This is a genomic window from Streptomyces sp. NPDC086787 (assembly GCF_044745865.1).
Taxonomy (GTDB): domain Bacteria; phylum Actinomycetota; class Actinomycetes; order Streptomycetales; family Streptomycetaceae; genus Streptomyces.
Window position 1 is genome coordinate 214,741 of sequence record NZ_JBIVBC010000005.1, and the last position, 13,350, is coordinate 228,090.

Consider the following 13,350-nt stretch of genomic DNA (forward strand, 5'->3'; position numbering starts at 1 on the left):
CCGGTGCCGAGCTGGGAGGAGACCCTCATGGACTTCGGATTCACCCCTGACGACGAGGCGTTCCGCACGGAGGCCAGGGCGTGGCTGTCGGAGCACGCCGGGTCCGCGACGGACCGGCGCTCCTGGGAACGCGCCCTCGGAGCGGCCGGCTGGATCGGGCTCGGCTGGCCCGAGGGCGGTTACGGCAACCGGACCGCCACCCTCACCCAACAGGTCGTCTGGGCCGAGGAGTACGCGTGTTCGGGGGCTCCGCCGCGCTCCGGGCACATCGGCGAGAAGCTGCTCGCCCCCACCCTGATCACCCACGGCGGCGACGAGCAGAAGGCGCGCTTCCTTCCCCCGGTCGCCGCCGGTGACGAACTCTGGTGCCAGGGATACAGCGAACCCGGCGCCGGATCGGACCTGGCCGGGGTGCGCACCGCCGCCGTACGCGATCCGCACGAGCCGTACTACCGGATCAGCGGACAGAAGATCTGGACGTCACTCGCCCACGAGGCCGACTGGTGCTTCGTGCTGGCACGCACCGACCCGGAGTCCCGGCGCCACCACGGGCTGAGCTTCCTGCTGGTGCCGATGGACCAGCCGGGCCGGATCGAGGTGCGGCCCATCCGGCAGCTGACCGGCACCAGCGAGTTCAACGAGGTCTTCTTCGACGGGGCACGCGCGCACACGGAACACGTCGTGGGCGGCGAGGGCAACGGCTGGCGGGTCGCGATGAGCCTGCTCGGGTTCGAGCGGGGCGTGTCCACGCTGGCCCAGCAGATCGGGTTCGCCGCCGAGTTGGACGGCGTACTGCGCACGGCCGTCGCCACGGGTGCCGCGTCCGACCCGGTGATCCGCTCCCTGCTGGTACGCCAGTGGGCGGAGTTGCGCGCGATGCGCTGGAACGCGCTGCGCACCCTCGGCGGTTCGGGCGATCCCGGCGCGCCCAGCGTCGCCAAGCTGCTGTGGGCGGGCTGGCACCAGCGGCTCGGGGAGCTGGCGGTGCGGGTGCGCGGGGCGGCGGCGGGCGTGGGGCCGGTGGACTGGTCGCCGTCGGCGCCGTACGAACTCGACGCGGAGCAGCACCTGTTCCTGTTCTCCCGGGCCGACACCATCTACGGCGGCTCGGACCAGGTGCAGCGCACGATCATCGCCGAGCGGGTGCTCGGTCTGCCGAGAGAGCCCAAGGGGGGCATGTGATGCGCGGCGTGGTGTTCGACGGCGAACAGGTACGGGTCGTGGACGACCTGGCGGTACGTGATCCGGGGCCGGGGGAGGTACTGGTCGCGATCTCGGCGGCCGGGCTGTGCCACAGCGACCTGTCGGTGATCGACGGGACCATACCCTTCCCGGTCCCGGTGGTCCTCGGCCACGAGGGCGCCGGGGTGGTGGAGGCGGTCGGCGCGGGCGTCACCCATGTGGCACCCGGCGACCACGTGGCCCTGTCGACGCTCGCGAACTGCGGCGCGTGCGCCCAGTGCGACCGGGGCCGCCCCACCATGTGCCGGCATGCCATCGGCCGCCCGGGGAGGCCCTTCACCAGGGGCGGGCGCCCGTTGCACCAGTTCGCGTCCAACTCCGCCTTCGCGGAACGCACGGTCGTGAAGGCGGTGCAGGCGGTCCGGATCCCGGACGACATCCCGATGACGTCCGCCGCCCTGATGGGCTGCGGCGTCCTGACCGGTGTGGGGGCCGTCCTCAACCGGGCCCGGGTGGACCGCGGGGACACCGTCCTGGTCATCGGCACCGGCGGAATCGGCCTGAACGTCATCCAGGGCGCCCGGATCGCGGGCGCGCTCAGGATCGTGGCGGTGGACGCCAACCCGGCCAAGGAGGCGGCGGCACGGCAGTTCGGCGCCACGGACTTCCTCACCTCGACGGAGGGCGTGCGCGAGATCCTCCCCACGGGCGCCGACCACGCCTTCGAGTGCGTGGGCCGCACCGAGCTGATCCGCCAGGCCGTGGACCTCCTGGACCGGCACGGCCAGGCCATCCTGCTCGGGGTCCCCCCGGCCACCGCGGAGGCGTCCTTCCTGGTCTCCTCCATGTACCTGGACAAGTCCATCCTGGGCTGCCGCTACGGCTCCTCCCGCCCGCAGCGCGACATCGCCCTGTACGCCGGGCTGTACCGCGAGGGGCGGCTCCTGCTCGACGAGCTGGTGACGCAGACGTACCCGGTCGAGGACTTCGAGAAGGCGCGGGCCGACGCGGAGGCGGGGCGGGTGGCAAGAGGAGTGCTCACCTTCTGAGACCGGCTGCCGTGAGGGTGGCCCGATCCTAGTGAACGATGTCCCTCGGGCCACTCGAAGGAGTGAGGCGGGGAGCCGAAGCTGTGTGGCGTGACCCAGACAAGCGCCGCCCTCACAGACGCCGCCGGCACGGACGCGGAGGCGACCCCGTCCCCCCGTCGGCCCCGAATACACCGTGCCTGGTTCGTCGCCGCCGTCACCTTCGTCACGATCATCGGCGCGGCCGCCTTCCGGTCGCTGCCCGGTCTGCTCATCGACCCGCTGCACCGGGACTTCGGCTGGTCGCGCGGCACGATCGGTGCCGCCGTGTCCGTCAACCTCGCGCTGTACGGACTCACCGCGCCGTTCGCGGCCGCGCTGATGGACCGGTTCGGCATCCGGCGGGTGGTCGCCGTCGCGCTGACCGTGATCGCGATCGGGTCGGGCCTCACGGTGTGGATGACGGCCGCCTGGCAGCTGATGCTCTGCTGGGGGCTGCTGGTCGGGCTCGGGTCCGGCTCCATGGCGCTGGCCTTCGCCGCGACCGTCACCAACCGCTGGTTCGCCGAGCGGCGCGGGCTGGTCAGCGGCATCCTCACCGCGGCCTCCGCCTCCGGCCAGCTGATCTTCCTGCCGCTGCTGTCCTGGATGGTCGAGGCCCACGACTGGCGCCCGGCCGCCGTGACCGTCTCCCTCGCGGCCCTCGCCGTCGTACCGTTCGTCTGGCTGCTGCTCCGCGACCATCCCGCCGACGTGGGCCTGAAGCCGTACGGAGCGGCGGAGTTCGTGCCGAAGCCCCCGCCGGTCACCGGCGCCGCCCGTCGTGCGCTCGGCGTGCTGTCCTCCGCCGTCCGCACCGGCCCCTTCTGGCTGCTGGCCGGCACCTTCGCGATCTGCGGCGCCTCCACCAACGGTCTGGTGCAGACCCACTTCGTGCCGGCCGCCCACGACCACGGCATGCCCGTCACGGCGGCCGCCTCGCTGCTCGCGGTCATCGGGGTGTTCGACGTGGCCGGCACGATCGCCTCCGGCTGGTTCACCGACCGCTTCGAGCCGCGCCGTCTGCTGGCCGTCTACTACGCCCTGCGCGGCGTCTCCCTCCTCTTCCTGCCCATGCTGCTCGCGCCGAGCGTGCACCCGCCGATGGTCTTCTTCATCGTCTTCTACGGCCTCGACTGGGTCGCCACCGTCCCGCCCACCCTGGCCCTGTGCCGCGAGCAGTACGGCGAGGACAGCGCCATCGTCTTCGGCTGGGTCCTCGCCTCCCACCAGGTCGGCGCCGCCCTCGTCGCCTTCCTCGGCGGCATGGCCCGGGATGTCTTCGGCTCCTACGACGTCGTCTGGTACGCCTCCGGCGCGCTGTGCGCGGCGGCCGCGCTGATGGCCCTGGTGATCAGGCGGCGGCCGGCCCCGGTGCCCGCACTGCTCTGACCGGGCCTCAGTCCTCCCGGGGGCGGGCGAACCGCCCCCGGTGGAAGAGCAGCGGATCGGCCTCCTCGGCCGCCCCCAGCGCGTCCACCCGGCCCACCACGATCAGATGGTCGCCGCCGGTGTGCACCGCGTGGACGGTGCAGTCGATCCAGGCCACCGCGCCCGCCAGCCGGGGAGACCCGGAGACCGGTGCCTCGTCGTACGTCATGCCCGCGAACTTGTCCGCGCCGCTCACCGCGAAGGCGCGGCACAGCTCGCCCTGTCCGGCGCCCAGGACGTTGACGCAGAAGACGCCCGCGCGGGCGATGCTCGGCCAGGTCGTGGAGGTCCGGCCGACCATGAACACGATCAGCGGGGGATCGAGCGACAGAGAGGCGAACGACTGGCAGGCGAACCCGGCGGGTCCCGCCTCACCGTCCTGCGCGGGAGCCGTGATCACCGTGACGCCGGTGGCGAAGCTCCCGAGCACCCGGCGGAACTCGCCCGGCTCGACCGGCGCCCGCTCGTCCTCCCGGACGCACCGCAGCTCCGGCCGCGGCAAGGGGTCGACCGGTCCCACGGGCGGGGCGTCGACGGGCCTGAGATATCGGACGGCGGCGGCCGCCATTCCTGCGTGTCCCATCACACCGTCCATTGAAGCTGACGGATCGTCAGGTTGGAAGGGGTGTGGCGGGCCGCGATGCGGGGGCGTGCGCAGCTCCCGGCGGCCGGGCCTCACCGCCCCCGGAACTCCGGGCCCCTGCGTTCCGCGAAGGCGGCGAGGCCCTCCTGGGCGTCCTGGGTCGTCATGTTGATCTCCTGTGCGGCGGCCTCGGCGGTGAAGGCGGTGGAGCGGTCGCTGTCCAGGGAGGCGTTGACCAGTTGCTTGGTCAGGGCGAGTGCCCGGGTGGGGCCGGCGGCCAGCCGGGCGGCCCACTCGCGGGCCGTCTTCTCCAGGTCGCCGTCCGGCAGCACCCGGTTGACCAGGCCGAGCCGCTCGGCGTCCGCCGCGGAGAGCGCGTCGCCGAAGAACATCAGCTCCTTGGCGCGCTGCGGGCCGACCAGCCGGGGCAGCAGATAGGCGCCGCCGCCGTCCGGGACCAGTCCGCGGCGCACGAACACCTCGATGAACCGGGCGGACTCGGCGGCCAGTACGAGATCGCAGGCGAGCGCGAGATGTGCGCCGAGCCCGGCCGCCGTACCGTTGACGGCCGCGATCACCGGCTTCTCGCAGTCCAGCACGGCCGCGATCAGCCGCTGCGCGCCGAGCCGGATCGTCCGGGCCACGTCGCCGGTGATCCGCTCACCGCCGCCCGAGCCGCCCCGCAGATCCGCGCCCGCGCAGAAGCCGCGCCCGGTACCGGTGAGGATCACGGCCCGTACGTCCGGGTCGGCCGACGCACGCGCCAACAGTCCGATGACCTCGTCCCGTTGGCCGGGTGTGAGGGCGTTGAGGGCTTCTGGGCGGTTCAGGACGACGACGGCGACCTGATCGCGCGCCTCGTACCGCACGGACTCGCTCACCGGCACACCACCAACGCGTCCAGCGCCACCGCGCCCTGCCCCCTGGGCAGCACCATCAGGGGGTTGATGTCCAGCTCGGCCAGTTCGTCGCCCAGCTCCAGTGCCATGCGCTGCACCCGCAGGACGACCTCCACCAGGGCGTCGAGGTCGGCGGGCGGGCGGCCCCGGACGCCGTCGAGCAGGGACCGGCCGCGCAGTTCGGTGAGCATGTTCCGGGCCTGCTCCTCGCCGAACGGCGGCACGCGCACGGCCGCGTCGCGCAGCACCTCCACCAGCACCCCGCCGAGCCCGACCGTCACGGTCGGCCCGAACAGCTCGTCGCGGGTGACGCCGACGACCATCTCCACACCCTGCTCCACCATCTGGCACACCAGGATCCCGTCCAGCGGGACACCTTCGTAGCGGGCGATGTCGGTCAGCTCGCGGTAGGCGTCCCTGACCTGGCTCGCCGAGGTCAGGCCGATCTTCACCAGACCCAGCTCGGTCTTGTGGGCGATTCGCGCGCCGGACGCCTTCATGACCACCGGGTAGCCGACCTGTGCGGCCGCGCGTACGGCCGCCGCGGCGCTGGTCACCAGCTGCTCGCGGGGCACACGGATGCCGTACGCGCGCAACAGCTGCTTGGCCGCGTGCTCGCTCAGCTGCTCCCCGGGCCGCAGCAGCGCGCGCGCCTTCTTGCAGGACGGGGAGACGGTGCGGGGCGCCTCCTCGAAGGGGGAGCGGTAGCCGCTCACGAAGCGGTGGTGGCCGAGGTAGGCGCGGACGGCCGTCAGGCAGTTGCCGAGGGTACGGAAGGTGGCCACACGGGAGGAGCCGAGCAGCACCTCGCGGTAGGCCGGTTCGGTGCCGACCGGGGACCCCCAGACCACGCACACCAGCTTGTCCGTCTGCTCCGCCGCGTCGACCAGGTCCCGGACGAGCCGGTCGCTGAGCGGTGGGAACGGCCCGGTGACGGGACAGATCAGCACGCCCACCTCGGGGTCGGCCAGGATCGAGTCGATGATCTTCCGGCCGCGCTCGTCGCCGACCGGATGGCCGCCGTTGTCCACGGGGTTGGCCACGCTCAGGTACTCGGGTATCCACTGGTGCAGTTCGGCCTGCCGGGACTCGGACAGCACCGGCAGCCGCAGCCCCGCCCCGGTGGCGAGGTCGGCGGCGTGCGCCCCGGTGCCGCCGGAGATCGAGTAGACGACGACGCCGTCCGCGAGCGGCGCCCGGGCTCGCGCCAACAGGGCTGCCGTGTCCTGGAGTTCGTCCAGTCCGTCCACCCGGATGACCCCGAACTGCCGCATCGCCGCGTCCACCACGTCGTCGGCGCCGGTGAGTTTGCCGGTGTGGGAGGCGGCCGTGCGGGCGCCCGCCTCGGTGCGGCCCACCTTCACCGCGACCACCGGCACCCCGCGCCGGGCGGCGCGGTCGGCGGCGAGCAGGAAGGAGCGGCCGTCCTTGAGCCCCTCGACGTAGCAGGCGATGGCGCCGACCTCGGGCCGCTCCGCGAAGTAGGAGATGAAGTCGGCGGTCTCCAGGTCGGCCTCGTTGCCGGTCGGCGCCCAGTGGGAGAGCCGTACGCCCAGTTCCTGGAGGGCGAAGACGGGCCGTCCCTGGTGCCCGGACTGGGTGATCAGGGCGATGGCCGGGCCCGTCAGGTCCTCGCGGAACCGCTCGAAGGCGTTGAGGTTGGTGTTCGGGCCGAGCAGCCGCAGCCCCGAGCGCCGTACGGCGGCCGCGAGCCGGGTCTGGGCCATCGCCCCCTCCTCGCCGGTCTCCGCGAACCCGGAGGCGAAGGCGACGGCGAACTTCACCTTGGCCTCCGCGAGTTCCTCCAGGACCGGGAGCGGGTCGGCGACCAGCAGTACGGCGAGGTCGACCTGTTCGGGCAGGTCCGCGACCGAGGCGGCGCAGGGGGTGCCGAACACGGACTCCCGGGTGGGGTGCACCGGGTGCACCCGCGCTCCCACCCGCTCGGCCCAGTCGAGGAGTTGCCGGGTGATCCCGGTGTTCGGCCGCCCCTCGGCGTCGGAGGCGCCGATCACGGCGACGGACCCGGGCCGGAAGAACCGGTCCAGGTCCGGTACGCCGGACTGGAGCGGCCGTCCGCTCACATCGAGGTCGTCCGTGTCGGTGGCCCGGCCGTGGACGGCGGGGCCGGGGCGCAGCTCGCCGCAGGCGATGACCCGGGCCCGGCGGGAGTCGGTGGTGAGGGTGCCGTGGGTTGATCCAAGCATCGTCCGCCCGCTCCTGTGTGACAGCACATTAACTGACGCACTGTCAGATTACTGAACTGACGCCGTGTCAGGAACAGTCCTGCACGCAGGGAGCGGGAAACTTGAGCAGTGCTCACATTCTGGGCCCGGCCGGCGCGGGCGTACAGGGGCCGGACGCGGCCAACGGTCAGCCCGGTATCCGGGACGCCTTCCCCGCCGCACTCCTCGCGACGGCCTTGGCTATCTTCTCGGCGTCGAGGGCCAGTTCACGGAGCATGCCGCTGATCGGGTTGGTGTAACCGGTGAAGTAGAGATCCGGTGCGTGCTGCGGGGTGCGGCCCCCCTGCGCGACGGGCCTGCCCTGCTCGTCCAGCACGCCCAGGTGGCCGACCAGTGCTTCGAGCGCGCGGGTGTAACCGGTGGCCGCGATCACCGTGTCCGGCGACATCCGGGTGCCGTCGGCCAGGACCACCTTGCCCTCCTCGAAGGCCTCGACGGCGGCCACGATCCCGACCCGGTCCTTGCGCACGGCGTCGATGATGCCGACGTCCTGCACGGCGATGGACCCCGCCTTGCACCGGGTGTAGAGGCCGGTGTCGGGACGCGGCAGGCCGTGCGCCGACAGGTCCGGCACGCTGATCCGGGCCATCGGCCGGGCGAGCCGGTCCACGAATCCGACGGGCAGCCGCCGTACCAGTACGCCGGTGTACTGGGCGGCCCACCCGGCGGTCGACCGGCGCACGATGTGCGGGGCGGTGCGCACCGCCAGCCGCACCCGCGCGGCGCCCCCCTCCGCCAGGTCCACGGCGATCTCGGCGCCGGTGTTGCCCACGCCGACCACCAGGACGTCCTGTCCGGCGTACGGCTCGGCGTTGCGGTACTCGCCCGCGTGCAGGAAGCGGCCGCCGTACTCCTCGAGGCCCGGCCAGCCGGGCACGCGCGGGGTGTGGTTGAAGCCGGTGGCGACGACCACCGCGCCGCCGGTCAGCTCGCGCCCGCCGGAGGCGTGCAGCAGCCAGCCCGTGCCGTCGGCCGTGCGCTCGATCCGTGAGACCTCGACACCGGTGACGATCTCCAGCCGGTGGTGCTCGGCGTACTTCTCCAGGTACCGCACCACGTCGTCCCGGGCCACCCAGCGCCCGAACCGGCGCGGGATCGCCAGCCCCGGCAGGGCCGACAGGCGCCGTGTGGTGTGCAGGTGGAGGCGGTCGTAGTGGCGCCGCCAGGAGGCCCCGACCCGGTCGGACTTCTCCAGGACGATGGCGCGTACGCCACGGGCCCGGAGCGCGTACGCCGCGGCCAGCCCGCCGGGGCCGCCGCCGATGACGTAGACGGGGCGGTCGGCGAAGCGTTCTGTGGGGGAGACGCTGGGATCGCTGGAGTCGGCCATGAGCGGGAGCGTAACCACGTCCTACGTTGATGGGTCTCGGTCAAGACCGGAATTGGTTGCGGATTGGTCACGCGCGCGGGAACGGGGTGGCAATTCCCGACCGGGTCTCGGCAACACACCTGATCTGACGTACCGTCAGATACATGGACTCGATCTGGCTCAGTGGCGCGCAGTGGCTGGCCGTGCTGCGCATCGGTCTCGGTCTGTGGTGGCTGGAGAGCTGGCGGCACAAGGACAAGAAGGCCTGGTTCAGGGGGAGCGGCATCACCTGGGCGGCGGGCATAGCCGGGAACCACCGCTGGAGCGCGGTGCGGGTCGGCTTCGAGCGGGTGGTCGAGCCCCGGCCGAAGGTGATGGCGTACGTCGTCGTGTACGCCGAACTCGCCCTCGGGCTCGGCCTGATCGCGGGCCTCCTCACCCCGGTCGCCCTGGTGGGCGGCCTGCTGCTGAACCTTCTCTACTTCGTCCTCATGATCCACGACTGGGCGGAGCAGGGGCAGAACTCGATGATGGCGCTCATCTCGGTGGTGGCGTTCTTCGGGATGGCCTGGCAGTCGTGGTCGCTGGACGCGGCGCTGGGGTGGTTCCGATGAGCACGGTGCGCCACGACCTCCCGGAGGCCGACGTCTTCACCCGGACCTACTGGGACGCGGCCGCGGAGGGCCGGCTGCTGCTGCGCCGCTGCCGCTCCACCGGCTGCGGCCGGGTCCACCACTACCCCCGTGAGTTCTGCCCGTACTGCTGGAGCGAGGACGTGGTCTGGGCGGAGGCGAGCGGCCGGGCGACCCTCTACACCTGGTCGGTGGTCCATCGGAACGACCTCCCGCCCTTCGACGGGCGCACCCCTTACGTCGCCGCCGTGGTCGACCTCGCGGAGGGGCCGCGCATGATGACCGAACTGGTCGGGTGCGAGCCGGAACGGCTGCGGGCGGGCGCGGAACTGGCCGTCGCGTTTCGCGAGGGGGTGCCGGTGTTCCGGGGGGCGGGGGAGTGACCTGGGCTCGAATGCGGGGAAGTGGCCTGGGCTTGAATGGGGGGCATGGCTGCCGATCGCGAACCCCTCCATGCCCGCCGGTTCCCCGAGCCGCACGGTGAAGGCCTGCGCCTGCGCCACTGGGACCCGGACAGCGATGCCGACGTGGCGGACTGGCTGCGCGGCCGCTCCGACCCGGAGTTCCTGCGCTGGAACACCCCGCTGCTGGCCGTGGCCGACTTCGAGTCGGCCCGCACGGCGATGCGCGACTACGCCCGGAAGGAGGCCGAGGGCACCTGCGCCCATTTCCGCGTCGGCGACGCGGACAGCGGCGCCGCCCTGGGACACATAGGCCTCAACACGATCGACCGTGTGATCCGCTCCGGCCGCGTCGGCTACTGGGTCCTGCCGGAGGCCCGTGGCCGCCTGGTCGCCACCCGGGCGCTCGCCCTCGTCTCCCGCTGGGCGTTCACGGAACTCGACCTGCACCGGCTGGAGCTGGGGCACGCCGTCGGGCACGCGGCGTCCTGCCGGATCGCCCAGAAGTGCGGGTTCCCGGCCGAGGGGACGCTGCGGGGCGCGATGTTCGGGTCGGGACGGTTCGACGTGTTCCGGGACGAGCATCTGCACGCCCGGCTGGCCACGGACCCCGAACCGGCGTGAGCCGAATTCACTCGCGCCGGGCGTGCGGGGGACCGGATCATGAGGCATGGCCCCTTCATACGACTGGCAGTTCACCCACGACCTGGACGAATTCCTCGCCCACGCGGGCGCGTTCCTGCACTCCCGGCCCGCCCTGCACACGGTGCCGCTGACGGTGACGGACACGCTGCGCGAGCGCGGGACGCATCTCTTCGGCGATCAGGACCCGCTGTTCGGGTTCCTGGCGGACGGGGACGGCGGCGATGTCCGGGCGGCGCTGTTCCACACGCCCCCGCACGTACTCAACGTCACCCCCCTCACCGCCGACGAGGCCGACGCCCTCGTGGCCGGGCTGTTCCGGCTCGGGCATCCGGCCCCCGGGGTCTCGGCCGAGGACGCCACCGCTGCCGCCGTGGCCGAGGCCTGGCAGCGCGCGGCGGGCGGCGCCGCCCGGATCCGGGAGCATCAGCGGCTCTACCGGCTGGGCGAGCTGTCGGTGCCGCAGCCGGTGCCCGAGGGGCGGGCGAGGACGGTCGGCGCCGCCGACCGGAAGCTGCTGATGCGCTGGTTCAAGGAGTTCAACGAGGTGACCGGAGGCGGTGTCCACGCCGACCCCGGCCCGTGGGCCGACGCCCGTATCTCCTACGGCGGGGTCACCCTCTGGGAAACCCTCGACGGCACACCCGTCTCCATGGCCGGCGTGACCCGTCCGATCGCCGGGCAGATCCGGGTCGCCCCCGTCTACACCCCGTCGCACCTGCGCGGAAACGGATACGCGGGGGCCGTGACCGCCGAGGTCAGCCGGGCCGCAACGGCCGCCGGGGCGGCCGAGGTGCTGCTGTTCACCGACCTCGCCAACCCGACCAGCAACGCGCTCTACCAGCGCATCGGATACCGGGAGGTCACCGACTTCACGGTGTACGGGTTCGGGGACTGAGGGGACGGGGGAGTGGGGGCTGGGGACTGAGGGGTCCTTGAGCCCGGCTCACGGCCACAGCAGCTGCCGGTGCCAGCCGTCCCTCTCGCCCCGGTACAGCAGGCGCACATGCCTGCGCTCGGCGTCCCCCTGGAAGAACTCCACCTCCCGGGGCCGTAGCCGGTAGAGCGTCCAGGTGGGGGAGAGGGCCGCCGGATCACGGCGGGCGGCCTCCCAGGCTGCCTCCGAGGCCTGCCGCAGCTCCTCCGGTGATCCGAGCGGCTCGCTCTGGCGGCCGGTGAGCGCCGCCGCCAGCGCCCCCGTCGAACGGGCGTGGAGATCCGCCTGGCTCTCGGCGGAGGGCGCCGAGGTGACCGGGCCGCGGACCCGGACCTGGCGGCCCAGCGCCGGCCAGTAGAAGACGAGCGCCGCCTCCGGTCGGGCGGCCAGCTGGCGGCCCTTGCGGCTGACGTCGTGGGTCGCGAAGGACCAGCCGTCCGCGTCGGCGCCGTGCAGCATCACGATCCGCACGTCCGGGCTGCCGTCCTCGTCCGCCGTCGCCAGCGACATGGTGTGCGGCTCGGGCTGGCCCGCCGCCACCGCCTCCGCGAACCACGTCGTGAACAGCTGGAGCGGGCTCGTGGGCGCCGTCGCCGGGTCGAAGGGGGGTAGCTCGGTGACCCCGGGTGCCCACACCCGCAGTGACCTCAGGAGTTCATGGAGATCGGTTGCTGCCATGCGGCGAGTATCCCCGGCCGTGCCTCGCTCCCGGCCCGGCTCCAGGGTCGGCCTCAGTCCCGGCCCAGCACCACGGTCCCCGAGGAGCAGAACCATCCGCCTGTCCCCGAGGCCACCCCGAGGCGCGGCGGCGCGCCGCCCGCCCCGCGCACCTGGCGCTCACCGGCCTCGCCGCGCAGCTGCCGTACCGCCTCCACCAGCAGGAACAGCCCCCGCATTCCGGGGTGCTGAGCCGACAGCCCGCCCCCGTCCGTGTTCACCGGCAGCTCCCCGCCCCGCACCAGCAGCCGCCCCTTCTCCACGAACGCCCCGCCCTCGCCCTTCGCGCAGAACCCCAGGTCCTCCAGGGTCACCAGGGTCATGTAGGTGAACGCGTCGTAGATCTCGGCGAAGTCCATCTCCGCGGGCCCCACCCCGGCCCGCTCGAAGGCGAGCCGTCCGCTCACCGCCGCCGGGGACACCGTGAAGTCGGGCCACTCGGACATCGCCGCGTGCGAGACGTGCTCACCGGTGCCGAGCACCCACACCGGCGACGTACGGCAGTCCCGTACGTACTCCTCGGCCGCCAGCAGCACCGCCGCGCCCCCGTCGGAGCGCAGACAGCAGTGCAGTTTGGTGAACGGGTCCGCGACCATCGGGCCGGACAGGACGTCGTCCACCGTGACCGGGTCGCGGAACATCGCGTCCGGGTTCAGTGCCGCGTTCGCCCTGGCCTGCACCGCCACCTCGGCGAGCTGCTCGATCCGGGTGCCGTACTCGATCATGTGCCGCCGGGCCGCCATCGCGTACTTGGCGATGAGCGTGTGGCCGTACGGCACCTCGAACTGGAGCGGTCCCCGGGCGCCGAAGGACAGGTTCCCGGTGCGCCTGCCCGCCCGGATGTCCGCCCGCGCCGTCGAGCCGTACGCCAGCAGTACGGCGTTCGCGTGCCCGGCCGCTATCGCGTCCGCCGCGTGGGCCGCCATCACCTCCCAGGTGGAGCCGCCGACCGAGGTCGAGTCGACCCAGGTGGGCCGCAGGCCCAGATACTCGGCCACCTCCACGGGCGCCAGGGTCCCGAGGCCCGCCGACGCGAACCCGTCCACGACGGCGCGGTCCAGGCCCGCGTCCGCGAGAGCCCGGCGGGCCGCCTGGGCGTGCAGGGCGTAGGGGGTGGCGTCGTCCACCCGGCCGCAGTCGGAGAGGGCCACGCCCACGAGGGCGACTTTCCTGTTGCTGCTCCCCATGCTCGCTGGTGACATGAATCTGACGGTACATCAGATCCAAGGTCCCACGACAGGGCCGAACCTCTGGGCATCCCGCCCTCGCCGCCCTAACATGACGCTCCGTCAGATCCGGCCGGA

13 protein-coding genes are annotated in these 13,350 nt (G+C 73.1%); 7 read left to right on the forward strand and 6 right to left on the reverse strand.

The window, feature by feature from the left end:
- Positions 1 to 27: 27 nt before the first annotated feature.
- From ACIPK3_RS15265 to ACIPK3_RS15275, 3 genes are all read left to right on the forward strand, one after another.
- A complete protein-coding gene (locus tag ACIPK3_RS15265; protein ID WP_402569803.1) occupies positions 28 to 1,182 on the forward strand; it encodes an acyl-CoA dehydrogenase family protein in 1,155 nt (384 codons plus the stop codon).
- Positions 1,182 to 2,231 (forward strand): Zn-dependent alcohol dehydrogenase, encoded by a 1,050-nt coding sequence (locus ACIPK3_RS15270; protein WP_402569804.1) that lies wholly within the window; start codon positions 1,182 to 1,184, stop codon positions 2,229 to 2,231. Before ACIPK3_RS15265 ends, ACIPK3_RS15270 begins: the two co-directional genes overlap by 1 nt.
- A 90-nt stretch (positions 2,232 to 2,321) precedes the next feature.
- Positions 2,322 to 3,641, forward strand: a complete 1,320-nt coding sequence (locus ACIPK3_RS15275; RefSeq protein ID WP_402569806.1) for an MFS transporter — start codon at positions 2,322 to 2,324, stop codon at positions 3,639 to 3,641.
- A 7-nt stretch (positions 3,642 to 3,648) separates the two neighbouring features.
- Here the strand turns inward: ACIPK3_RS15275 and ACIPK3_RS15280 are convergent, their stop codons facing one another.
- From ACIPK3_RS15280 to ACIPK3_RS15295, 4 genes are all read right to left on the reverse strand, one after another.
- On the reverse strand, positions 3,649 to 4,263 hold the full coding sequence (locus tag ACIPK3_RS15280; RefSeq protein ID WP_402569808.1) for a flavin reductase family protein: 615 nt from the start codon (positions 4,261 to 4,263) through the stop codon (positions 3,649 to 3,651).
- Between the two features lie 92 nt (positions 4,264 to 4,355).
- A complete protein-coding gene (locus ACIPK3_RS15285; RefSeq protein ID WP_402569810.1) occupies positions 4,356 to 5,150 on the reverse strand; it encodes an enoyl-CoA hydratase/isomerase family protein in 795 nt (264 codons plus the stop codon).
- Positions 5,141 to 7,369: an acetate--CoA ligase family protein gene (locus ACIPK3_RS15290; protein ID WP_402569811.1), complete on the reverse strand. Its 2,229-nt coding sequence runs from the start codon at positions 7,367 to 7,369 to the stop codon at positions 5,141 to 5,143. Before ACIPK3_RS15290 ends, ACIPK3_RS15285 begins: the two co-directional genes overlap by 10 nt.
- Before the next feature lie 166 nt (positions 7,370 to 7,535).
- The gene (locus ACIPK3_RS15295) at positions 7,536 to 8,738 is read right to left on the reverse strand and encodes a flavin-containing monooxygenase (RefSeq protein ID WP_402569813.1); all 1,203 of its coding nucleotides are present in this window, start codon (positions 8,736 to 8,738) and stop codon (positions 7,536 to 7,538) included.
- A gap of 143 nt (positions 8,739 to 8,881) precedes the next feature.
- Between ACIPK3_RS15295 and ACIPK3_RS15300 the strand changes: the two genes are divergently transcribed.
- The 4 genes from ACIPK3_RS15300 to ACIPK3_RS15315 are packed head-to-tail and all read left to right on the forward strand — an operon-like array spanning position 8,882 to position 11,290.
- A complete protein-coding gene (locus ACIPK3_RS15300; protein ID WP_402569815.1) occupies positions 8,882 to 9,331 on the forward strand; it encodes a DoxX family protein in 450 nt (149 codons plus the stop codon).
- Entirely contained in the window at positions 9,328 to 9,732 is a 405-nt protein-coding gene (locus ACIPK3_RS15305) for a Zn-ribbon domain-containing OB-fold protein (RefSeq protein WP_402569817.1), read from the forward strand. Before ACIPK3_RS15300 ends, ACIPK3_RS15305 begins: the two co-directional genes overlap by 4 nt.
- A gap of 45 nt (positions 9,733 to 9,777) precedes the next feature.
- Positions 9,778 to 10,374, forward strand: coding sequence for a GNAT family N-acetyltransferase (locus ACIPK3_RS15310; RefSeq protein WP_402569819.1), 597 nt, complete (start codon positions 9,778 to 9,780; stop codon positions 10,372 to 10,374).
- Between the two features lie 46 nt (positions 10,375 to 10,420).
- Positions 10,421 to 11,290, forward strand: a complete 870-nt coding sequence (locus ACIPK3_RS15315) for a GNAT family N-acetyltransferase (RefSeq protein ID WP_402569821.1) — start codon at positions 10,421 to 10,423, stop codon at positions 11,288 to 11,290.
- Positions 11,291 to 11,338: 48 nt separating this feature from the next.
- Here ACIPK3_RS15315 and ACIPK3_RS15320 read toward each other — a convergent pair whose 3' ends face one another.
- Positions 11,339 to 12,007, reverse strand: coding sequence for a pyridoxal 5'-phosphate synthase (locus tag ACIPK3_RS15320; protein ID WP_402569823.1), 669 nt, complete (start codon positions 12,005 to 12,007; stop codon positions 11,339 to 11,341).
- 53 nt (positions 12,008 to 12,060) lie between these two features.
- Positions 12,061 to 13,233, reverse strand: a complete 1,173-nt coding sequence (locus ACIPK3_RS15325; RefSeq protein ID WP_402570198.1) for a thiolase C-terminal domain-containing protein — start codon at positions 13,231 to 13,233, stop codon at positions 12,061 to 12,063.
- Positions 13,234 to 13,350: the final 117 nt, after the last annotated feature.